Consider the following 23,186-nt stretch of genomic DNA (forward strand, 5'->3'; position numbering starts at 1 on the left):
GAACTCACGGGGGTAGGGCTTGGGCACAGCAACATCCTTCCAGCTCACCGTCAGGGCAAGCCATCTCAGATGTCACCTGTCGGTGCAGCAGACCCGTTTGACCAACTGCCCGAGACCTTGGACCCGACTAGGAAGCAAGCGATCGTCCAGCGGCTCGAATACGGAGGGCTGCCTACGCAGGCGCAATGGGCAGACCTCAATAAGTAGCGTGAGCAGTCACACCTATGTGGTCGAGCCTTGCTTCGGTGCAACGCGCCGGCCTGCGGGCTGACACGTCTCGACCGCCACGACGGCAAGCCTGTCGATCACCCGTAGCGGTACCGCCGATCCCGCACGCGCTCAAGCTGTGCGCGCCTACTCGACCAGTTGAACCAGCACTAACCGTGGGAGGGAGCGGCCGAACGCTGGCGTCGACGCCCGGCCAGTGGATGGTGGCCTCGGACGCTCGGGAAGGTCCACATTCGCAAACTCGCCACCGCCCTCGACGAGCACACCGTCACCGTCTATGACGCCGACACTCCGATCGCGGCCGTTCCCCGCCGCAGCACCACCGATCCGAACCGCACCAGAGCTAACACCAGATCGCCATCCCGGGTCAGGACGGCAGCCTCGCCTTCGTGCGTGACCTGGCAACGTTTCGTCGGCTATGGGGCTGACCTCAGCCCGAGCGCACCGTGTTCGATGAGGCCCGCGGGAAGGTCGGTCCGTCCGGACTTCTGCGTCGTCAGCGCGACGAGCTCGGCACGCAGGTCCACGGCAGGCTCACCGAGCACGATCGCGCTGAGCACAAGCTCGACCATCACTCGGTCATAACGTTCAGAGCTGCGACGGTAACGCGACGGGTCGGACTCCACCGTCGCCGCTGAGATACGCCAACCACCGCCACCAACGGGCGAGAACGACGCTTCGAAGACCCCGTTACCGGTCCAGCTGCGATGCAGGAACGCGACCTGGTCCTCAACGAACACGTTCCACTTCTCGTCCATGCCGCCGCGAGCCTCGAAACCGAGCTTGATCCGTTCCCACTGCTCGTCGAACCACGTGCGGGTCGGCAGCTCGGCCATCGGCATCGGCGCCACGATCGGAAACACCTGCCGCAACGACGACCGGGTGACCGGTGACGGTTCGATCATCAGCAGATCCTACGGGCGCGACGGCGTTGACAACCGGACCATGACCACGCAGGAGCCCGACACCCCTACCATCGACCGAAGCACCAGCACGACTCGAACTCGACCTGGCGTCAAGCATCCTGCGGTGCCGTTTCCGTCAACCCATCATGGAAGACCGAGCCCCCGACGCTGGTAGCGCGCGCTCTGGCCTGATCTTGCATCGCTCGAACGCCACGGTAGGCCCGAGGGAGTCAGTTAGAAGTCACGCCACTCGTCGAGCCACTGGTCGGCCAGATGCGATGGGACTTCAGCTCGGGCAGCGAGTTCCATAAACGCGGCGCAGGCTTCGTCTCGGCGCAGCGTGTCGATGATCTCGTACTTCTGATCGATGCCGTTGAGCGCCTCAACCAGGGTGCGCAGAGCCGCTTCAGCTTCGTCGGCACGCCGATCATGGTCCTGCGGAAGCTTGTCAATGGTACGGACCGCTCTGGCGTATGCCTTGCAGGCGGCGGCTCCGCCTCGGGCGTCGTCGTCGACCCAGTCCCTGAACGGGTTGTTCAGGTTGGCAAGCAGCCACGTGTCGGACTTCGCGCCTTCGATGATCAGGCCCACCCCGGCGCCGCGGTAGCGGGCCTTCAAAGCCGGCACGATCGATCGGCGTAGACCGCCGATGCTCAGCTGCGTCAGCGAGATCAGGTCCGGCAATGTGTCCGCGTCCAAACCGTAGCCATCGAAAAGCTCGAGAACAGCCAGACGGGGCAGACCGGACAGAGCCGCGGCGTCGACCAGCCGCCCCGGGGGCTTGCGCCAGAAGATCCGGAAGCTCTCCAGCTCTTTCAGTTCCCCCACGGCAGCGGCGGACATGGTGCCGCCACCATCCAGGGCGACCCCTCGAACACCGTGCAGACCGGCAGGAACCGTCGTTTCCGCGTCGGCGCCGGTCAGGGTGAGATGAAGCCACCGGCCGTCGTCCGCCGCGTACACGGCCAGACTCGGGTCCACTGCCGCTAGCTCAAGGCCATGCAGGCCGCGGGGCAGCCGAACCTCGCGAACATCCGCACCGTGCAGCGACAGGTGCTGCAGACCGGTGTCAGCCAGATCAACGACCGGCGGGGCGTCCAGCCACGTCAGCCACGAAACAACAGGGCGCTCTGCCAACGCTCGTGCCAGACCTCGGTCCGGTCCCGCCCACGTCAACGCCGTACAGCGGGGCAACTGATCGAGAGCGGACCACCGCACCGGTCCGGACGTAGGCACCCGCACCGACCCCTCACCGTTCAAGTCCAGCCGAGACGTGGCCGCGCCGAGCGTTGCCGCCCCGGCACCGAAGTCGACGTCAACCTGGCCGCGGGTGGCCGCAGCACGGTAGGCGGACTTCACTGCCGCCGGCAGCTGGTCCCAGCGGCGCTGCCTGACTACATCGTCGGCAAGTGACTGCCAGCCCGAGTACGTGTTCGACAACGCCGGAACATCGTCAGGAACGGGCAGCCTTCCGATCCACGCGAACCCCGGCGGCACCGCATGCCAGCTGCCGATCGACAAGTGAGCAAGGCGCCCGTCATGGGCATGATGGTCAAGCCTCAGCGGCTCAACGCCGCGCAGCTCGTCCAGGCTCGGCCGGTCCACCGAATGCCAACACAGCGCATACGCCGACGTCACATCGGCATCGGCACCCGTGACCTGACACGCCCCAAAACCACCGTCGGACAACCTCATCACGGCGACATCGCCGGGACGCACCGCTCGGTCAACCACCCCGCGAAGCTACCCGACCGGGACAACCACTCGCCCGCCCGAACCGTGCCACGGCGCGCGACCGGAGGTCGAGTCCGTAATCATGCAGGACTCTCGGTGGAAGCGCAGCTTGGGCAGCAGTTGCCCGCCTCGTACGTCGACCCTGCCCGTCGACACAACGGCGGCTCGTTCGCCCGCGACGCCCACCCCGCACCCAGCCGAACATCCTGGGCCGAGGACCACATTGGCGTGTACACCCTGGCGGCGATCGGCGGAACTGCTCGGTTCAGCCTCTGCGGCGAGTTCGGCAGCGCGTTCTGGGTAGCGAAGTGGAGCTACCCGGAAATCGGCATCTACATCTCCAACTACCCGTCGGCGGGTCACGACATGGTCGCCCTCGACTATCGCTCGCCCGGTGAGCCGGCCGTCGTACACGTCGACCAGGAGTGGAACTACCGGATCACGATCCTCGCCCCCGACTTCGAGACCTTCATGGTCAGCATCTCCTCATACCCCGATAGCGTGTCGGAGCGTGGATCGAGGATGGCCGTGTCTTGGGCAGGCAGGCCGTGAGCGTTGGTGGTGACCGAAACGGCCTCGCCGGTGCGGCCAGCGCGGTCGGTGACGGTGAGGCTGGGCAGCTCGGCAAGGAGGGTGAGCACCGCGGCGCGCTGGGTCGGGCTCAGCAGCCGCACGCCAGCGAGTTTGGGCGACGTCCTGAAGGTACTGCACCGGTGCCGTCGCGGCAGCTAACGCCTGATCCAAGATGGTGAATAGCGGGCGGTTGCAGCGGATGCGGTTTCCTGTGGTGTCTGTTTGAGTCCTGTGTTTTGTCGATCTCGGAGGTAACAGATGTTGACCGAAAGATTGGACTTTGGCCCGATCGGCAGCGCCACTTGGCGCCACTTCCCTGAGGTGCGTTCGTCGATTAGGGAGCTTGTGTGCGACGAACTCGACTCGGCTATCGAGGAAGACCGCTTCCCTGAGGCAATCGAGCACTTCAAGTACGTGCTAAATGCTGTTAGTCCGTTGCTATTCGATCGTCTGGGCGTTGTTGATCTCGATCCAGACTTGGTACGCCGGTTCTGTCTTTTCTGTCGAGAGGTGCTTGACTACTCCGGGCCGGATTCCTACGACGTGTCATATACATTTCAAATGTACGTTCTCGAAAGCCTCGACGGCCCGTCGGTCGTCCGGCTCATCAAGCACATCGATCCTGGGCTGGTTGATTTGGTCCGCACCCGCTATCCGGGTAGTTGGGCTGATGAATAAGGTGTCGGGCCGCCGATGCCCGGGCTCTCAGGTGCTTCCATCGGGTAGGGATCTGTAACCCATGGACCAACCGTGACTTCGTTGGCGACTTCGTTCTGACGCCTTCGGATCCGCCGAAGCGGTCACCGCCCAGTAAGCCCTGGTCAGAGGATTTCCTGTGGGAGCGAGTCTCAACTGCCGGAATCCCTACCGACTCCGCCACGTCGAATGCAGAGCCGCACGTCGATGCCAGATGTCCTCCGGTGAATGGCGCCAGCGGGTCCAGGACGACAAGCCTCTATCAGCCAGGTGGGAGCAGTCAACGCTGACCACTTCGGAGTTCTCTGGGTGGTCACGTGGACCGGGCTCGCCGCATCACCGCAGGTCAAAGCCCTCTTTCCCGTCCGGTCTCGGTGAGCACTTCGGGCGCGGTGACCACTTCGCCAACCTGCACCCAATCTGCTCCCAATTGCAAGGCCAGGCCATCCAGCGGCTCCTTACCGCCGTGACCTGCGCATACACTAGCGCCAGGCGACATAGACTTCTGTCGACTGCTGCGCAAAACCGCTGAGCACTCCGTGTGAAACAGGACGCCGCACCGCCTCTGACCTGCGAGAACGAGGAGCCGCAGCTCAGGGTGGGTGCGGTTGAGTGCTGTTCAGTGCGGTTCGATGCCGTTCGGAGCCGTTCAGGGCACCCGCGTGCTCCCAACCTGCTCCCCCGATCCCCAGGCTTGTCACCGGGCTGCCGCCAGCCGGACGCGGATGGGTGCTACCGCAGGTCGTTCGTCATTCCGCCGTAACCGTGGACGGGACCGGCCGCACGCTGGCGTCGACGCCTGGCCAGTGGCCGGCGGCCTCATACGCTCCCGGTTTGCTCCCACGATCCTGCGGTGGACCGGAAACCCTCACCGATGCAGCGCCCTATCAGCGGCTAGATCAGTGCGTCGGCGGACGACTCGCAGCGTCGGCCCTATTCGTCGTAGATGGTCGGCACAGTCTTACGACCGTACCGGAGGATGTATTGTTCGAATCCAAAGGGAGGAGGGCTCAGCGAGCATTCATGCGCAGGCCGAGCCCTCCCCTTTGATTGCAAGCTCAAGCGACGACCACTGTCACCCTGACTCGGCATTTCCCGAGGTTCAACAAGCACGCGGACCACGATTGACCCGACCCTTGGAGGGTGACGGCCCAACATCGTCCAAGGCCGGAAACGCCGCCAACTTCAAGATCCGCCACCTGGATTACCCCGTTCAAGGCTGCATTGCGAGACACTAGGTCTGTTCCAACGGGCAACTCTTCACCTTCGCCAGCTTGTGCTTGCCGATTTGGCTGTCGACGGTCAATTGGAGGGCCTTAGCATCGCCTGCAATGCGCCGCAACCCCCTGCAACCATCCATCCCGACCAGCCCAGCCCAAGGGCAGTCGCGACGCCGGCCATATCGCCGACAGCTCTTCAGCTAGACCGAAACCCTTTTCGGCCAGATCGAGCCGACCGGCCACGGCCGAAATGAAGATACCGTCTTCAACTTCGTTTACGGCAGGTGGCAAACCGCCTTCAGCCTGCGCCGCGCGAAACGGTGGTACTCCCCGACAATGTCTTCAGTTGACGGAGGATCGCCAAGAGACAGCGGACTCTGCGCAGACATTCGCCGGAACGCGTCTTGGCACACCTGGTCGTGCTGGGCAAAGCTTATCGACTCCTGGACCCCGGAGCCCCCCTGAAGTCGATGAGGCATCGTCATCGTGACGACTGGAAACTCGCGCGTCAAAGCGTGCACGTGTGCGGTTGAAAATGCGAGTCTCCTGCAGCGGACACATCCAAGGTAATTCCCATCAGAAGCAAACCATGATCGAAGAATGCCGTGAAACAGCCAATCAGGTTCGTCCTCAGTGTCAGGATGCAAGATTTCCTCGATTGATCTGAGTTACGGTTCCACCTTGTGATCGAGTACGTCGATGATGGCAGAGCGGGCATGACTCACTTCGGACGTCAGTTAATAAGGCGTAGGAACCTCGGTGATCACCTGAATCGGTCACGCCCGCCCTGCTACCCCAGGCAAGGGCGCGTCTACCCCAACCGCCTCAAGCCAGGCATCCCCGCGACTTTGCCGGGGCCCTGGGCTGCTCACCCCTCCTCAAGTTCAGGCAGAAACAGTTCTCACGCCCCGGGGACACGCCCGACATCATTTCGTTCAGGAGTTCTTAGCCTCAGAGCTCACGATCTGCTCCCACGACTCGGCTTTTACTCGATTACTCACCTTCGGCGACCCCGTACTCGATCTCGAAGAAGTCGCGCAACTCCCCTAGAGAAGTAACCCACTCGGAGATCCTGACCCCATCCTCGTTGACTGACTCGTAGGTCGGGACTGATCGACTTGGATTCGCGAGATCGATTTCGTGGTCGAGTTCGTTAGCGAAGAATAGTCGCTCCTGAATCCGAATCTCATTACCAAGTCGGTAGAGGACATACCCTCTCAGCCAGTTAGCACTGAGCGGATCAACCACCAAGGTCAAGAGTACAGCCCTGTCAGCGCCGTCGAGGATCCGCTGCAGCTCACTTCTCCAACTCGCACGGTAGGCCGCCTCATCCCACTCGGATGTTGGAGCTTCGAAGGCCTCATCGAGGCCGTCAGCAGTGATCCGACCGAGACTAACGCTAGAACCGAGCACGGCGTCGCCCGAGCGGGCGAGTCTGATGCTAAACATCACTCTAGGGCTTCAGGTAGTTGAGATCAGAATCGTATGTACCAAGGCGGTTCCCCTTTCGATCAAACATCTTCCAGCCATTCAGCGTGTTGTGCCCAGTGACGTCAGGCGTGATGTAGCGCTTGCCGTCAAAGAACGCAGCCTGCCCTTTGGAGTCGAACGGAACCTTCTGCGCTGGGACGCGCTGCGAGAACCCGAGGGAGCCGGCCCGCTCCTTCAGCCATTGCCCTTTAGACGCGCCATCCGGAATCTGGAGCCCTCGTCCCTGCTGACCGCTGGGTACCGAGCCTCCGCCCGGTGGACAGTTATGCACCAGTACGGGACTGCTCCCAGCCAGCACATAGTACGTGTGGATGTCATCGACGGTGAGGTTATATGCACCAGCACGGTGAGCGGTAGTCCAGTCGATCCCGTTGACTGCTGGACCGTCACCTTCGGGCGTGAGGAGGCGGTCGCCGAGGGTGACGTCCTGTGCCTCCTGCCATCTGTGCTTGGTTTGGTTCCAGAAGGGATGGTCCTCGGTTGTGGTCAGGGAGCTGTTGTCGTCGAGCTTGAGGTCGACGAGCTGGTCCTCGTGAACCCATACACGCGTGACGACACGCCGACCCTGTTCGCCTGTCTCCGGGTCAGTCGCGAGGACCTGGTCGCCCGTACGGATATCTGCGATCGGTTTCGTCGTCCCGTCGGCCATGAGCACGTGCGTGTCACCACTGAAGCTCATCGCTCCGCAGCTGGTCGACGCCGTGCTAGCCTTCCCGGCCCTCCCGGCCTTGATGGCTTGTCTGGCCATTGCCGCCGCGTAGCCGATCGAATCGGCACTGATGTCGCAGTAGTCCGCGCATACCAAGATGGTGCGAGCCTCGAAGAGTTCCTCGTACCAATCGCCGCAGGCATCCCTGCCGATCTTGTCACAGACCTGCATGGCGAGGTCCAGCTCAGCTTCGGCCATCCAGCGAGGGTTGGCAAGAGATCCGTCTGTGTTCTGGTAGGCGAAGTATCCTGCACGGAGTTCGCCCCACGTTCGGGTGAACTCCTCGAGGTTCACGTCGTCTGGAACACGGACGGTCTTTCCAAGATCACGTTCGTCATCGTTGCTCTGTTTGGGCGTACTGCCGGAGCAGCGCGGCCAGCAGGCGGAATGCTTGGATTTGTTCGAGGAATAGGCTCACGCGGTTGTCCTGGTACTCGGTGAGAAGAGCGACCTTCGCCGCTCCGCATGGCCATGGTTGTCCGCAGCGGCGACACAGCCACAACGGGCGTAGCGGCAGATGCTCCACGAGCTCACCCGCGAGTGGGCGTCCCAAGGTGCGGCCCTGCTCCTCTGTCATCAAAGATCGTCCTCCCGGGCCTGCTGCTCAAAGAGCCGACGCCACACGTGGGTGAGCAGCGGCGGATCAGGGCGATGCGCCTGCTGCCGCGCGGGAACGTGGGTCAGGGTTTCGGATCGCCAGCTCTGGTCGTCTCTCGCGTTACGCGAGACATACACCGTCATTCCGCCACCCCCCTTCCAGCTCGGTGAGCGGTGGGCTCGCCGGTGGTAGGCGAACCCACCGCCGCACTACAGCGGCTAGGAGCAGGCCGCCGGTCACCCACCCACGCAGCCCTCGTGGCAGTACGCAGATGGGGCATCACCCACAGGCGACCGGGAGTACCACGCGGCGGTAGCGACCGATGATCGAGGTTGTCCTCGGCAGCCGTATCAGTTCGATCTAGCTCTTCGGAGCTCACCTCGCACCCCCGCTCGGTAGGTCGGGCATGATCGCCGCCCGTGGCTTCACCTAACCGCGGAGGGCATGCGGTTCACAGAGCGGCGATGACGCAGAACTGATGCATCCTCATTGCGCTACACGGCGTGAGCTGGATGAATGAGTCCGTGATGGTCAACGGCGGAGGAGGGCGGCGCCCGGGCAAGCGTCGGCATCGGCTGGCCGAGCGCCGGAAGGCGTTCGGCTTGAGCCAGGAAGGCCTTGCCGAAGTTCTTGGCGTCGACCGCTCTACCATTGTGCGGTGGGAACGGGCAGAGACTGATCCACAGCCGTGGCATCGACCGCGTTTGGCTGCGGCTCTCAAACTGTCGGTCGAGGAGCTGGCAGACCTGTTGGTCGAGGTCGACCAGCCACCGTCGCCGCCCAACGAGCGTCTCAACTATGTGCTGCGGCACCCCCGCCGCGTCGACCTAGTCACCGTCGCGTACCTACGGGAGCGTGTGCAGTGCCTTGACGAGCGCTACGACCGGATGCCTTCGACGCTTCTGCTCGCCGAGGCGGGGCAGCTACACGGCCAGGCGACCTTCCTGCGCCAGCACGCCAGCGACGGCTTGGTTCAGCGTGAACTGGCCGCAGCCGTCGCCGAGTCCGCCACGCTGATGGGTCAGCTCGTGTGGGACGCCTCCCAGCGTCACGACCACGCCGCCAGCGCCGCATACTTCGACCAGGCGGTCCGCGCCGCACAGGACGCCCGCGACGGAGTCACTGAGGCCAACGCGTTGCTGCGCAAGAGCTATCTCGCTCTATACGGCACCAAGCAGCCGACCGCTGGCGTTGCCTTGACCGTGCGCGCCGCCGGCGTAAGCCGCACCGGCAGCCACGTGATCGCGGGCCTCGCCCAACTGCACCGTGCCGAGGCGCACGCGATGCTCGGCCAGGCCCGCGACTGCTTCGATGCCCTTGGTGCCGCTGAAGATCACTTCGCCTCGGTAGATCGTCGGGATCCGGCCGCTGCCCTTTTCTGTCCCAGCCATCACGCGCGACTCGCGGGGTCTTGTTGGTTGTCTCTGGGCAAGCCGGCCGACGCCATCACCGCCTTGGAGGAGGCTCGACAACTCATCGCCGCACGCCGCAAGTCGACCGCCGTCGTCCTCGGCAATCTCGCCCTTGCCAGCATCCTTCATCGTGACGTCGATGCCGCCACGTCCTACCTGCACCAGACCATCGAGGTCATCGAGCGGACCCGCGCTGGTGGCGGCCTCAACCTCGCCTTCGCCGCGGCCCGTCAACTGCGTCCCTGGCGCGACCTGCCCTCGGTCCAGGACGTCAACGACCGACTGTTCACCCTCATGACCCGGTAGGAGGAGCAGCGTGACCAGCATTGGCCATGCCAAGCAGTCCGTTCGGCAACGGGTCTGGGATCTCCTTGAACGCGAAGGTGCCGCACCCATCGGCGTTCACGGTCACATCCCTGACTTCACCGGCAAGGAAGACGCCGCCGCCCGACTCGCCGCGTTGGATGTCTGGAGGCGGGCACGGGTCATCAAGTGCAATCCCGACCGGGCCCAACTGCCCGTGCGAGTACGCGCTCTCCAAGAGGGCAAGCTGCTCTACATGGCGGTCCCGCGACTCGCCACGCCGAAGCCCTTCTACCTGCTCGACCCGACCGTTCTAACCGCTCCGTTCGAGGCGGCCGCCACCAGCACCGGCGCACCTGACGTCGCACCTACAGTCGGCCCCGACGACATGCGCCCGGTGGACCTGATCGTCTGCGGTAGCGTCGCCGTGAGCCGGCGGGACGGCGTACGGGTCGGCAAGGGCGCCGGCTACTCCGACCTAGAGATCGCGCTCCTCACCGAGGCTGGACTCGTCACCAAGGGGACCGCCATCACCACCACCATCCACCAGATCCAACTCCTCGACGAGGAACTACCCCGCGCCAGCCACGACTTCAACGTCGATCTTGCGATCACCCCCACCGAGGTGCTCAACTACCCGGCGGATCGAGATCGACCGGCAGGCATCATCGGGAAAGACCTCCGTCACGATCAGCTAGACAGCATCCCGATTCTGGGCGGCACAAGATGGCAAGACGCCCGGCACAACCCCTAGCAGGACCGTCGGGACAGGGCGTTTCCCGGGCATCAACGCTGGCTTGGCCATCGAGACCAGAGGTCGAGCAGGCCCGCTGGTGGAACTCCAGTTGCTGCGGGCCGCGGGAGATGCGATCAAGCCGGTCGCTAGTGGAGTTTGCCAGCCGACGGATCCGAGCCAGGGCACGCCGATGAACGCGGGCCCGGGCCATAGGGAATGCCAGGCCAACCAAGGGCGGGAGCGCCGTGCTCCCAATCTGCTCCCAATTTAAGGGGCAACAGCGGAGAAGCCCGTTACCGGTGGTTCCGGTGACGGGCTTCTTACCTGCATATATTCATGGTGGGCGATACTGGGATCGAACCAGTGACCTCTTCGGTGTGAATGTCGATCTCGCCCGCCATCGCGGTTCAAGCAGTGCCATCTCGTGTCGTCGGACGCGGGCCGAACACCATCCGGCGTCGCCCAGCGACGGATGGCGCTGGGCCTCTTGCTGACTTCTTGATGACGTAGCGGCCTCGGCGCCCTACTTGGCCTGGCGCCGTGTCCGCAGGAGAGCGGCCCACCTCGACATGGATCATTGGCGCCGGTGGGGCCGGACTGAGCCGCCAGCTGTTGTTCCTAGTGGGGACAGTGCTGAGCTACGGATGCGCTCACCGCTAGAGCCGCCGTCAGTCGTTCAGGTAGGCGTCCTGCGCCTGCGACATGTACGCGACGGGCAGGGCTGGCTGGCACCTTCCGCAGCGCCGGTAGTTGGCTCCGCCCTTCGGCCCGCGCACCGACCGAATCCACTCCGCCAGCTCGTCGCCGGTCATCCGGCGTGCCCCGTTCGTCGGCTCACCCTGATACCCCGGCCGTACCTCCACCCTGCCGTCGACCAGCTTGCCGTGAACGAACTCCTCCAGTGTCGCCCCCGGGTGGAACAGCTCCTCCGTCGGCGCCGCAGGACACTTCCAGAGGTGTACAGCCGAGGATCGGGTGACGATGAAGGGGTGCGTATCGCCGGTCATTCCGGCCTGGCGCTCAGCCAAATCCGCGGTCGCCTCCTCGTACGCGGCGAGTGCCTTCTCGTAGCTGGGCAACGCCGACTCGCAATCGGGGCAGCATCCATGCGGCAGGAGCTGGGTAATGCAGTCGAGCAGGGCCTCGCGGAGCATCCCCGGCTCGCCGCCGGCGCGTTCAATTGCCTCGACCAAAGCGAGAACACTCGGGACGTCGATAGCCCATCCCTCAGCCTGGTCCTTGGGCCGCGGGCGTGGTTCGCCGATCCGTCGGTCCCTCGGCGGCCGTACAGCCCAGAGCAGCGAAACGTCTTCGACGGTGGTGTCGCAGACCGTGATGTCAGTGCTGAGAAACATGCCCACGCTCTCGCCCTCCCCGGCTCATTTGATCGCCGACCATACGCGGGATGCCGAAGCGCCGGGAGCCTCGTGCACACTCTCGGCGTGCCGCTAGTGAATCTGCCCATGGTCAACTGGGACACCGTCGTGACCGCCGCCACGACCGCCGTCTTCGTGACCCTCGCCGTCGAGTACCTGGCCAAGCCTCGTCTTGAGGCTCGCAAGGAGCGCATCCTGGAGGACGTGCGCCTACGTCGGGACCTGCTCACCGCGATTCTGGACCTGACACTGTCGGCCGCCATCCTCGTTCACGAGATCCCCAACGATGCGTCGGCGGAGGTCAAGCAGTCGCTGCGGCAGGAGCGGAAGCGCCATTACGAACGCATGAGCCTTCGCATCAACGAGCTGCACGACAACGCCGGGAGGTACGCCCGCGCGTTCAAGGAGCCCAAACGGACCGCGGTCCTCCGCTACCTGAACTGCGTAAAGGGCCTGGTGCTGTCCGAGCGGACACGACATCGCCAGGCCGAAATCGTTCACTCCCTCGGCGTTCCTGTGGCCACGATCCTTGAGGGCACGCTGTGGTGGCCGATCCCGTACGCCAAGGCTTGGATGAAGCTCGAAGGACTGGTAGCGGACACAGAGATGCCCGCCGACCCCAAGCCGACCGGCACCCCCGAGATCGGGCGTCAGCCTGCGGCCGACGAACGGGTCTGAGCCTTGCCGTCCGGCAGCGTCTTGGCCCAGTGACGTCGGCACGACGCATCCGACGGGCGGCCGAGCTGGTTGGCCCTGAGGGATTGGCGGCTGCCTTCTGATCCGTAGCTCCGGGCGGTGCGAGGTCTTACGGCCAGCACCGCAGCCGAGGAGCGCCTGATCGTTCCGTTGTGGCTCCTGCAGCCCGATCGGTTGCTGTACTCCGTTGCTGTACCGCTATCAACATCCCCCAGTCGCCTGACACTTGTTGTCACTCGAGCAACGACACAACCTCGGGGCCCAATGAATCGCCGACCAGCTCAAGCGAGTTGGCGGCGCGCGCGGCGAGTTCCAGTGGGCCGACTCCTGTCTGCAGCTTTGCGTGCACCAGCCGATCCAAGCCGGCGCCTACTAGCGGCGGCGCTGTACGAAGTGTGGCGTCCATTGCCACCGAGGCCGTCGTGCCGCCATGCACCACGATGTTGCGCTGCCGATACAGCCTGCGTAGGACGCCCTCGAACACAGTCCTCACGTCGGCAAGCTCCTTGTATGGATTGGCCAGCACCGCTGCCATGCGCTGAACCGCCGCGGCATCGCTGGGCGAGCTGACGGCCAGCACATGACCACCGGCGAGTGCTGAAGCGACGGCACGGCTGCGCTCCATGTTGTTCTTGAGCTGTGTCAGTTCCGTGCTCAGCGGATCGGGTGGGTTCGGCTTGTGTCGGTAGGACAGAGCCGTTAGTTCAGCCCGTGGCCAAGAGCAGGTGACCAGCGCCGCGAGACGGTCGGCTGCGACCACCCTGCCAGGCTTACCCTCCCCCGCGTCCGCAGCCTGCGATAGCAGTGACTCGATTGCAGCCCAGCCGCCTGAGATCGCTGGCGCCGGTGGACCCGCATTGAGAGGTGCAGCCATCTCCAACGCGTCGTCAAGCAAGTTGTTGCTGGCGATGGAGTACATGGTCTTCTCGCGCACAAGCGAGAGGACGTCAACGCCCCGTGCTGGCGGGGCGACGGGCAGCGCGCGGTCGTGGCCCGCGATCCACACCTGGCCAATCGGCTCAAGCCTGTTCCCGGTTTCGCCTCGGGCATACGACGCACGGGCCTGCAGCCGCTGCACAAGTGTGCCGGCGCCGCGGGCAGCGGCAGTCGGGTCCTTAGCAGTGATGGGGTACAGGAAGGCCCCATATTGTCGTGGCGGGCGGCCGACACCGTTGGAGGCGAACCAATCGGCAGCCTGAGTCGCTGTTCGCCACTCGGGCAAGTGCGCGGCAAGTCGATCGTGGTCAGGCACGGAACGGAATGGGACCAGCACGTCGTAAGTGACATCTGGACGGCGAGCCAGTGCACATGCTCCGTCCAACAGGTCGCCGAGCGAAGCCCCCGCCGTGCGGCATAGCTGCCGTGCCCAGCGATGCAACTGACCGGAGCTGTGGCCGAGGTCGAGCAAGTGTGTTGCGATGGCCCGGGCAAGTCGCTCGGGTGACGGCAAGGGGCCAGCATCAACGGAGTCCCGCCACCGGTCGAGATAGCCGTCGTTGATGGCGGGTAGCAGCTGGCCAAGCTGGCGACGTTCTGCGCTGTTGGGTCCCAGGCCCGAACGCAAGAGGTTAGTCACGTGACGGCGGAGCTTGCCGTCGCCGAGACCTCGGTCAGGGCCAAGTTGACGCTCTAGACTACGCAGGTACCAGGTCACCGCTCCGGGCGATATGACCTGGCGTGCCTGCCACCGCCCAGCTTCGTGCGCCTCCCGCAGGGCTAGAACACTGCTGATGTCCCACAGACGCCGGGGCCAGGGCGTCGTATCAGCGAAGAAGTCCAGCAGCCGAGCTGCAACATGACTGGCGTAGGGATCTGTGGCCAGCAGCACCGACAGTTGTGGGGATGGAGAGGTCACAAGGTGCTATGCTCTCACCTAGAGCGCTGAAGCTCGATGACTAAAGCAGGGGAGTCGCCCACTGGGCCACTCCCCTCTTTCTTGCGTACTCCCACACCTTACGCCTGGATTGGGACGTATGTCGGGAGCTGAGCGGCGGGCTACTTGGCATGCAAGCGGCGGTGGTTGGCCCCCGTGGGCATGCGCAAAGCCGACCCGACGCGACGTCACAGGAACATGACGGAGCATCAATCTTGGCTGCTGGGATCGGCACCTCGCCGCCCCCCTCCTCACTGTCCGCGGATTAAGAGGACCCGCTTACGGTCATGGTCACGCCTCCTGGCCTCGCCGTGGCCCGCTCAGCCCGGGGTGCCGGTCGTGCCCGTCTTGCAGCCGCTTGGGGTCGGGGTGGGATCAGGGCAAGCACGACCTCTTCGGCGTGAATGGTGGTCTCTAAGTCGACTTGCCTCACCGCTGCCATCTGATGCCGTCAGGTTCGGGGTGGCTACCGTCTGGGGTCGGCTGGCCATCGTTGGTCTGGTGCCTCTTGCTGATTTCTCCCTGACGGAGGCACGCGCCATGCACCTTGACCCTCAGACCTCGCCAACACACTCCACGAAGTCTGGGTGTGGAGCCAAGATCCTATTGCTGCGATGATAGAAGCTGATACGTGTCCGTTACCAGCATCCCTCATGTCCTGGAGTCGCAGAGATGAGTCCTCGCCCTGGCGGTGAAGCTGACAAGCTCGGCAACCACTACGAGGGCGCGTGGATCGTCTCGCAGCTTCTTGAGGTCGTGGCAGGTCGGGCTGAGTCCATCACGGTTGAGCCACTTGGCGAGCTGGGCAAGGGGACGGAGTTTGCTCTGCGTCGCGCTGGCGTCGTGGAGGTACACCAGCTCAAGCGACAGCGGGGAGTCTCCAACTACTGGACTCTGGCAGACCTCCGTGCAGAGGGCGTGCTTGAGGCGGCTCGGCTGCATGTAGGTGCTGGGCGGCAATTTCACTTCGTCTCCACGATTCCTGCCCAGGAGCTGCGCGACCTGGCCGAGATGGCGCAGCACTCCGCTGATGTTCAAACCTTCACAGAAACGCTGGCGAGCAAGGCCAACCAGAACTTTATCTATCTAGTCTCAAAGGTGTATGGGTCGGCGGATGTCGCGTGGCGAACCCTACGCGGCACCTCGGCACACTGGCCTGACGAACGACATGTCCGCAACACCAACGCTGCCCTGGCAGCCACCTTCTTTGATGGGGCACCAGGCCCTGCCGTCGCTGCGGCCCTAGCTGACCTTGTTATCGAGAACTTGTCAGACGAGCTGGATATGCAAGCCATGGGCGAGAAGCTAGCGCCGTATGGGCTGACCTTCCGATCTGTCACTGCCTCTCCATCACTCAGGACCGCGGTCAGGGATGCAGTGGCGGTCTGGAGGTCTGGCATTGAGCGTGAGGTGGTGCGGCCGGTAATCCTCCGGCCAGAGGCCGGCGAGATTAGCACAGAGCTGTCGGGTGATCGGCAGTGTGTCTTTGTGGCTGGCGCAGGCGGGTCGGGAAAGAGCACCGTGCTGCTCGAATCCGTGAGCAAAGCCGAGTCTCTCGGCTGGGTTGTTCTTCCGTTACGCCTTGACCGACAGGCTCCGTTCCATACGACGCATGAGCTAGGAGCGAGACTCGGGCTAGGGCGCTCGCCCGTTGCTGCTTTGGCCAGCATGGCTGGTGATCGTCCGAGCTTGCTGGTAGTCGACCAGCTTGACGCTGTCAGCAAGGCCTCTGGCCGGATGCCGCAGACCTTTGACGCCGTAGCCGACCTGGTGCGCGAAGCGACTGCATTCCCAGCCATGCGCGTGCTTCTGGCATGCAGGAAGTTCGATGTTGACAACGATGACCGCATCCGCACTCTGATTAAGAACCACGACGCAAAGCAAGTCTCGGTTGCTGGTTTGTCAGATGAACAAGTGACGGCTGCTGTTCAGGCTCTCGGTATCGAGGCCAGCAGACTGTCCAGGCAGCAGCGCGATCTCTTGCGGTTACCACTACATCTGAAGCTGCTGGCGACGATAGCGGACCAGTCGGAACCGTTCTCCTTCAGCACAACCCACGAACTATTTGATGCCTACTGGGATCGGAAGCGACGTGACTGTCGCACGCGTAAAGGTGCGACCGTGCGCTTTGCGGACGTTGTCGGTGCCCTAGCGGACGAGATGAGCCGTCGGCAGAGCCTGACGGCCCCCGTATCGGTCTTGGACGACATGGACTTGGCGGACGATGCTGATGTGCTGGCCTCTGAGCATGTCCTCGTACGCGACGGTCGGCAGTTTGCATTCTTTCACGAGACCTTTTTCGACTATGCCTTTGCTCGGCATTGGAGTCGCCGGGGCCAGACCTTGGTACAGTTCATCCTTGCTGGCGAGCAGGAGTTGTTCCGGCGGGCACAGGTTCGCCAGATCCTGACCTACCTCCGTTTGGAGAGCTCCGAGCGGTTTGTGGGCGAGCTTGAGGAGCTACTAGGACACGCCAGCGTGCGGTTCCATCTAAAGGACGTGGCACTCGGGGTTATTCGGTCGCTGGAAGATCCTACCCTTGCTGAATGGCAGATGGTTGAGCGCTTAATCAGTCTCGGACTTCCTATGACAGAACGGCTATGGCTCGCGCTGCGTACTGGCCCGTGGTTCGACCTTCTGGAACGTCAGGGGGTCCTGGCGTCCTGGCTAGGCGGCACTGATCCCGGAACCCAGAACAGGGCGATAGACCTGATGGCTGCCGGCGCGCGGGAGCGGCCGGACAAAGTGGCGGCACTACTTGCTCCGCATGAACGCCAGGCGGAGAGGTATCCCAGTTGGCTTCGCTGGATGGCACGCCTAGCCGACCTAGACCAGAGCCGCGCACTCTTCCAACTTGTCGTAGCCTCTACTGCCCGGGGCGACCATGACGGCCACGAGCACGAGCTCTTTATGCCGGCTCATGACCTCGGCGAACGCAGGCCCGAGTGGGCGATCGAGCTGCTGGCCGCTTACCTCATCGAGCGGCCCAAGGCGTTCGAACTTGATGAGTCCGGCAAGGTTCAAGCTTTGCAGTCGCGCGACTACGGGGCTCTTGAGCTGCTGACTGGCGCCGCCAGTGCTGAGCCGGCCAGGTTTTGCCTGACATTCGTGCCGTACATGCTGGATGTGATGGCTCTAACGGCTTGGGAGGCCGAGTCTGGCCGCGTTTTTACTCGACACTTCTTCAGCAAAGACAACGAGCCCCCATTCCACGAACTAGAGGATGCGTTGATCGTCTGCGCTGCTGAGGCGCTCCGTAAGTTCGTACAGGACCAGCCGGATGAGGCTCGTCCCTTGCTGGACCGGCTGGCCGACGACCCGCATGAGGCCGCACAATGGCTGCTCTATGAAGCTCTGGCAGCAGGCGGTCCCGTGCATGCCGAGTACGCAGCCGGGCTACTCCTTGACCGCGCGGACGGACTGTACGCACCCAACTCAACATGGACAGTCCGTTGCCTTATCCGGGCAATTAGCCCTCATCTGTCGAATGAGCTGTTCGCTCGCCTCGAACAAGCAATCCTTGGCTTCCGCGCGAGCTGGGAAGATCGGCGCCCCGGACGAGCCCAATTTAACCTTCTTTCCGGGCTTGAGGAATCGAGACTGTCAGCACAGGGAGCCAGGCGACTTGGCGAACTGCGTCGGCTCTTTGGTGTCGAAGAACCACCTGCGCCCGAGGGCGTGACCGGTGGCTTTATCGGTTCTCCAATCCCACAAGAGGCTGCTCAGCGTATGAATGACGAGCAGTGGCTTCGCGCCATGAGGAAGCACGACGGAGAGAGGGAGGACTGGACAACTTTCCGTGGCGGTGCACGGGAACTCTCGCATGTCCTGAAGGAGGAGGTGAAGAAAGATCCAGGCCGATTCGCGCGGCTAGCGCTTCGCTTTCCACAACATGTGAACCCGGCTTACACTGACGCGCTCCTGCTCGGCCTAAGCGATGCCGAGGCGGCGGTAGACCCCGAGCTTGTTTTCGAAGCGGTAAGGCATGTTGCTTCATTCGATGTGGCCGAGAATGACCGCTGGCTCGGATGGGCGCTGCGAAAGCATCTGAATGAGCAGATTCCCGCGGACGTGATACAACTGCTAGTTGAACGGACGCTCCGGTCGCCAAGTCCTCAAGACGATAATTCTTACAGTTCGTCGGACGATGAGGATGACCGCAGGGACCAGCTTTTCAGTCGAGGCATAAATACGCCCCGTGGTGCATGTGTTGAGATGCTGGGCAATATTGTCGGCCACGATCCTGACGGAAGTCGGACGGCTTTTGTTGCTCCGTGGCTCCGACACCTTGCCGCTGACTCTTCGCTGGCCGTCCGGACCTGTGTGGCCCACCTGCTTACGGCTTGCCTACGGTACGCCCGTGAGGAGGCGGTCGCTTCGTTTCAGATGCTCGTTGACGCCGACGACAAGTTGCTTGCAACGAACCCGGTGGAGAGATTGCTGGTCTACATCGCTAACGGCGATAACGACGTAGCTATGCCGGTCATTCATCGCATGCTCTCTTCCGGCTCCGCGGACGTGCAGAAGGCAGGCGCTCGTCTTGCCACCTACGTAGGGCTAGAGCTGGGAGCCGACGAGCTTGTTGCTCATGTGGTAGGGAGTCCTACTGTGGCGATACGCAAGGGAGCGGCTGAGGTCTTTGCCGGCAGACTTGGGCACAGCGCCAAGGCAGCCGTGGCAGGCGCGGCTCTGCGGGTGTTGGTAAACGATGAGGAAGAGGAAGTTCAGAAGGCTGCGGCAAGATTTCCCGGAATGCTTCGAGGGAGGGCACTGGCTCCGTACAGGGCAGAGTTGGAAGCGTTTATTGCGTCGCCATCCTTTCCACATGGGCTATCTCAACTCTTGATTACCTTGGAACATGCTCCAGACAAGATTGACACACTTGCTCTCAAATGCGCGGCCCGCTTTGTTGAGGTGCACGGTATGGAGGCGGGTGACGTCCGCACGGGTACATCCGCTGAAGCCCGTGAAGTCGGTGAGCTGCTCTTGAGGGCATACGCCCAGGCCAGGGTTGGTTCAAGAGGTCAAATCCTTGACATCCTCGATTCGCTCTTGCTTGCTGGTGCCTATGGCGTTGCCGACTTGGTTGACGCAACCGAGCGGTGATCTGGCTCGGGATCGTCGCCGCCGCCTCCGCCACCGTGGGCTGCGGCGTGATTCGCCCAGCCCAACCTCCTGCTTGCCGCCATCCCGTCTGCCGCCGACCCACACACCGTGGAGCGGACCAGGGCCAGGGTGACAAGGTGGAGCGCCCCACCGGACGTACGACCTTGTCGCCCTGGCCCTGGTCTGCTCGGCTTGCCTGGGTCGGTGGCGGGCGGGATGGCAGCTCCCCAACCACCCACGTACCGGAACCGTTCGGCAACTTCATCCTGGAGTCGTCTGGCCCCCGCCGGAGGCAGCTCTAGCCTCTCCCTCTCCATCACCTCTCACCCTCTCCACCTCCCTCCTTCCCCTGGGCCTTAGCGGCCCGTGTGCGCCCGTTCGGCAACCCCGGCTGCCCGAGGATGGCTACTGGCTTCCTGTGCCTTTGGATCGCAGAGAACGGGTGGTGGCATGTCCGCCTGGCCTACGGTCCTCCGGGACTCGTCACCGGGTCGCCTCACAGACCCAGGGCTGACGCGCGGGGCGGGGCGTGGGTTTCGGGCCGGCTGACTTTCCGCCCCGGCGCCGTAGGCGGCCGGGGCGGCGGCTCCGGAGGAGCCGGTTGCCGCGCCCCGGCCCGCGCCGCGCGGAGCGCCTTGATCCAGTACAGGCCAATTCGGCAACAGATCACGGGCAATCACGGGCAAGCTCCGAGCCGACCAAGGCCGGCACGGCGACACATCCATCCCGGCCATGGCATCCAAGGCGCCGCGGAACCTGTCGGCTCACCTCGCGTGCATGACGGTGGTGGCACTGTCGCTCTCAGCGGTGCTGCTGACCACTCCTCCTCACAGGCCCCCCAGGAGCCTCATGTTCAGCCCACCACCGGCTCCTCTTCCTCACCCCACCGCCCCACCACGGATTTAGAACGCCTGTACGATTATCAAGTGCCGAGGGAGCTAGTGTCGCGCTGGTGGAACGGCGTGTGGGGCCGGCTGACCCGACGTGACGTATGGCTTGCCCGTGAAGTCCGCTGGCACGTTGTTGCGAGGGCTGGCGACTCCGAGACGGGCAGGGTGCTCCGGTGGCAGTTCGACACCGAAGACGAGGCGCGACGCATGGTGCAACGCCTCATGCACGCCGACGGCGGCAGGTGGCGCGAGATGAACGGCGAAGCCTCTACAGAACCCCCACAATGACGCCGCCCCGGCTCTAACTCAACAGCTCACGTGCTGGTCGGGCAGAGACTCGCGCGGACGTACACACCACACCAGGGCGGCAGGTCTACAGACCAGATCCGCCACCCGCCCCGGTCTTTGCGCACCTCGAACCGCCACGGGTGCGCCATGCCGGACCGGATCGTCGCTCCGTCCCACCACACGGCTTGGACTTGCTCGGTGACCGTGGCGCGGTCGTCGCCCTGGTGCTCAACGACACTCGGCCCACTGGTCGTGATCTTCCCGGGTGGCTTCGCCGTGCTGTCGATGACTGCGCGGTATTCGCGCCACTGCTGGAGCAGATCGTCATGCCGGCGCTTCGCCAACACTCGCGAGAGTCCCAGCTCGTCACCGGCGCTGGTTTGCAGCACCCACACCAGCGCGGCGGCCTCCGGCGCGGCTTCGCCCCGTTCTGCCTGCACCTGCTTCCGCACCGCCCAGGTCGCCGGCACTGCCACAAGGCCAGTGCAGACAACGGCAACGAGACTGAGTAACACCCAGGGCCAATGCCGTCTCGTGCGGGCTGGCGCTACCCGGTGCGGCCGCCACTCTTGCGGTTCCTCCCCCATGGTCATCTACGTGACCATACGAGAGGCAGTAGCACGCGGCAAAGTCTGGCGCCGAACGCCCTAGCCCATTAGGGCAAGCAATGCACGCGCCCTGTCCTCAACGATCCGGGTCCGGTGGACCCGCGCTTCTTCGTCGATAAAAGTGGCCTGCATCGTAGTCTGTCCGGACCACTTGCGGTAAAGCAAACCCGGCTCTTCGATGAAATAGCCATCGCTCAGAACGTTTGCGGCAAGCAGTAACCCCGTGTCTTCTGACGCAGGAAGCGCCATCCAACCACCTAGGGCCAGGAGTAGTTGACGCCGAATGCACAGTGTTGCCGGGTGCACAGGAAGCCGGTGTTCATTGTTCAGCCAGAAATCTACGATGCTCCGCCGCGCGATGGGTCCTTCTTCCGGATCCTGATGTTTCCAGGAGATCTGAGTCCCGTCGGGAAGTAGGTCCAGGACTCGCGAAGTAGTCCAGCCGACCTCCGGCCGCTCCGTGAGCAGCGCAATGTCGCGGGCTAGCGCACCTGCGGTGAGCTGGTCGTCTGCATCGAGCACCTTCACAAGTTCACCGGTGGCCCGGGCTAGAGCAACGGTGCGGGCGACACCTGGGCCGCCGGGCTTACCTGAACCGAACTTGATTCGTTTATCGACGGGCAGCAGCTTGGCTATCTGTCCGTCTAGGCTGTCCTCCTGCACCAGCCATTCCCATTTCCAGCCTGAAGGAAGCTCCTGCTTCACGAGCGACGCATAGGCATCTTGCAGAAGATCCGCCATCGGCGCGTGGACGGCAGTGATGACGCTGATAACGCGACTGCTCATGCCTGGTTCCAACGCTTCAACCCGATGTTGTAGACGAGTTCGGTCCGGTCCGCCGGATAAACCGCGTCGGCCACCTCCACCACCTTGCCCTCAGTGCTGGTCGAGATCTTGCGGAGAACTAGGACCCAATCACCCGACTCGGTTCGCAAGATGTCTGCCTCATCCGGGGATGGGGGGCGCGCGACGACATGATCCGTGATGTGGTCAATTTCAATTCCCACCGTCGACAACTGGTGGTGCGTTCCGCCGGGCCACGGCTCGTTTCTGTCGCTCAATAGATCCGGGTTTTTTGCTACCACCTCGTGGACGAGATACGAACGCGACATGCTGAGCGGCGCATCTTCCGTCTTCGCGCTCGTCCAATAAGTCCGTTGCAGCAGCTTGGTGCCAGAGCGCACTCCGAAGATGTGCGCGAGATCTGAAGGTGCGTCCATCTCCTGATACTTGGCGTGGAACTTCAAATCATGCACCGACAACCCCGTGTCATGTTCGGTGCCACCAGTCTGCCGTCGGACTTCCTCTGGCTCGTGGACGCGGTCCTTCTCCCACTGGTAGCGCTCGACGTTGCTGCGCTTGACCCTTACCTTCGGCCTCCGAACGAACGTCCCGCGCCCCTGCTCGGCGCGGACCAGGCCCCACTCGCGGAGCTGCCGTATCGCGTTGCGGACGCTCGTGCGCGAGATCCCCGTTTGCTCGGCTAGCTCCGGCTCACTGGGAAGCGGTTCCCCCGCCGGCAGTTCCCCTCGTTGGATCTTCTCGCGCAGCTCTTCGGCTAGCTGGACGTATCGGGGTCGCCAGTCACGTTCGGACACACCGGTCACCGTACTCCCTGCCTGTCGTCATGTCTGCCATCCCAACATGCGGTCTGGCCGACGGAGGTTGTTGACTTGTCTGCCAAGTTCCGCCTAACGTCCTTCACAACTTGGCAGACATGCCAACAAGTGTCCCTCGCCGGGTG

The 23,186-nt window shown here is 63.6% G+C and carries 16 protein-coding genes and 1 pseudogene; 6 read left to right on the forward strand and 11 right to left on the reverse strand.

Translation table 11 applies throughout. The features are described from left to right. Positions 1-644: 644 nt before the first annotated feature. Positions 645-1,133 carry a hypothetical protein gene (locus tag ACIBTV_RS20055; protein WP_396706903.1) on the reverse strand — a complete coding sequence of 163 codons (489 nt, stop codon included), beginning with the start codon at positions 1,131-1,133 and terminating at the stop codon, positions 645-647. A 234-nt stretch (positions 1,134-1,367) separates the two neighbouring features. Further along, entirely contained in the window at positions 1,368-2,867 is a 1,500-nt protein-coding gene (locus tag ACIBTV_RS20060) for a hypothetical protein (RefSeq protein ID WP_396707248.1), read from the reverse strand. 93 nt (positions 2,868-2,960) lie between these two features. Here ACIBTV_RS20060 and ACIBTV_RS20065 point away from each other — a divergent pair. Continuing rightward, positions 2,961-3,419: pseudogene (locus tag ACIBTV_RS20065) on the forward strand (SMI1/KNR4 family protein); the annotation flags it as partial. Positions 3,420-3,698: 279 nt separating this feature from the next. Beyond that, positions 3,699-4,118, forward strand: coding sequence for a hypothetical protein (locus ACIBTV_RS20070; RefSeq protein ID WP_396706905.1), 420 nt, complete (start codon positions 3,699-3,701; stop codon positions 4,116-4,118). A 2,231-nt stretch (positions 4,119-6,349) separates the two neighbouring features. Here ACIBTV_RS20070 and ACIBTV_RS20075 read toward each other — a convergent pair. The 4 genes from ACIBTV_RS20075 to amcA all read right to left on the reverse strand — a co-directional run bounded on the left by ACIBTV_RS20075 (position 6,350) and on the right by amcA (position 8,297). Beyond that, the gene (locus ACIBTV_RS20075) at positions 6,350-6,805 is read right to left on the reverse strand and encodes a hypothetical protein (protein WP_396706907.1); all 456 of its coding nucleotides are present in this window, start codon (positions 6,803-6,805) and stop codon (positions 6,350-6,352) included. A gap of 4 nt (positions 6,806-6,809) precedes the next feature. Next, positions 6,810-7,754, reverse strand: a complete 945-nt coding sequence (locus tag ACIBTV_RS20080; protein WP_396706909.1) for a polymorphic toxin-type HINT domain-containing protein — start codon at positions 7,752-7,754, stop codon at positions 6,810-6,812. A 136-nt stretch (positions 7,755-7,890) separates the two neighbouring features. Continuing rightward, a complete protein-coding gene (locus tag ACIBTV_RS20085; protein WP_396706911.1) occupies positions 7,891-8,133 on the reverse strand; it encodes a hypothetical protein in 243 nt (80 codons plus the stop codon). Then, on the reverse strand, positions 8,133-8,297 hold the full coding sequence (gene amcA / locus ACIBTV_RS20090) for a multiple cyclophane-containing RiPP AmcA (protein WP_396706913.1): 165 nt from the start codon (positions 8,295-8,297) through the stop codon (positions 8,133-8,135). The genes ACIBTV_RS20085 and amcA overlap by 1 nt, the downstream gene beginning before the upstream one ends. A 369-nt stretch (positions 8,298-8,666) precedes the next feature. On the opposite strand from amcA, the gene ACIBTV_RS20095 reads away from it, so the two are divergent. Continuing rightward, positions 8,667-9,872, forward strand: a complete 1,206-nt coding sequence (locus ACIBTV_RS20095) for a helix-turn-helix domain-containing protein (RefSeq protein ID WP_396707225.1) — start codon at positions 8,667-8,669, stop codon at positions 9,870-9,872. Positions 9,873-9,882: 10 nt separating this feature from the next. Next, positions 9,883-10,623 carry a 5-formyltetrahydrofolate cyclo-ligase gene (locus ACIBTV_RS20100; protein ID WP_396706915.1) on the forward strand — a complete coding sequence of 247 codons (741 nt, stop codon included), beginning with the start codon at positions 9,883-9,885 and terminating at the stop codon, positions 10,621-10,623. A gap of 650 nt (positions 10,624-11,273) precedes the next feature. Here ACIBTV_RS20100 and ACIBTV_RS20105 read toward each other — a convergent pair. Beyond that, on the reverse strand, positions 11,274-11,966 hold the full coding sequence (locus ACIBTV_RS20105) for a hypothetical protein (RefSeq protein ID WP_396706917.1): 693 nt from the start codon (positions 11,964-11,966) through the stop codon (positions 11,274-11,276). Between the two features lie 81 nt (positions 11,967-12,047). On the opposite strand from ACIBTV_RS20105, the gene ACIBTV_RS20110 reads away from it, so the two are divergent. After that, a complete protein-coding gene (locus ACIBTV_RS20110; RefSeq protein ID WP_396706919.1) occupies positions 12,048-12,659 on the forward strand; it encodes a hypothetical protein in 612 nt (203 codons plus the stop codon). A gap of 250 nt (positions 12,660-12,909) precedes the next feature. Here the strand turns inward: ACIBTV_RS20110 and ACIBTV_RS20115 are convergent, their stop codons facing one another. Beyond that, positions 12,910-14,331, reverse strand: coding sequence for an integrase (locus ACIBTV_RS20115; protein ID WP_396706921.1), 1,422 nt, complete (start codon positions 14,329-14,331; stop codon positions 12,910-12,912). A gap of 891 nt (positions 14,332-15,222) precedes the next feature. On the opposite strand from ACIBTV_RS20115, the gene ACIBTV_RS20120 reads away from it, so the two are divergent. Continuing rightward, positions 15,223-19,656, forward strand: a complete 4,434-nt coding sequence (locus tag ACIBTV_RS20120) for a hypothetical protein (RefSeq protein ID WP_396706923.1) — start codon at positions 15,223-15,225, stop codon at positions 19,654-19,656. A gap of 1,204 nt (positions 19,657-20,860) precedes the next feature. Here ACIBTV_RS20120 and ACIBTV_RS20125 read toward each other — a convergent pair. The 3 genes from ACIBTV_RS20125 to ACIBTV_RS20135 form a co-directional block, all read right to left on the reverse strand. Next, positions 20,861-21,310, reverse strand: a complete 450-nt coding sequence (locus tag ACIBTV_RS20125) for a hypothetical protein (RefSeq protein ID WP_396706926.1) — start codon at positions 21,308-21,310, stop codon at positions 20,861-20,863. A 171-nt stretch (positions 21,311-21,481) separates the two neighbouring features. Beyond that, positions 21,482-22,228, reverse strand: a complete 747-nt coding sequence (locus ACIBTV_RS20130; protein WP_396706927.1) for a glycosyltransferase family 2 protein — start codon at positions 22,226-22,228, stop codon at positions 21,482-21,484. Further along, on the reverse strand, positions 22,225-23,040 hold the full coding sequence (locus tag ACIBTV_RS20135) for a GntR family transcriptional regulator (RefSeq protein WP_396706929.1): 816 nt from the start codon (positions 23,038-23,040) through the stop codon (positions 22,225-22,227). Before ACIBTV_RS20135 ends, ACIBTV_RS20130 begins: the two co-directional genes overlap by 4 nt. Positions 23,041-23,186: the final 146 nt, after the last annotated feature.

It is taken from the genome of Micromonospora sp. NPDC049366 (genome assembly GCF_044466625.1).
Taxonomy (GTDB): domain Bacteria; phylum Actinomycetota; class Actinomycetes; order Mycobacteriales; family Micromonosporaceae; genus Micromonospora.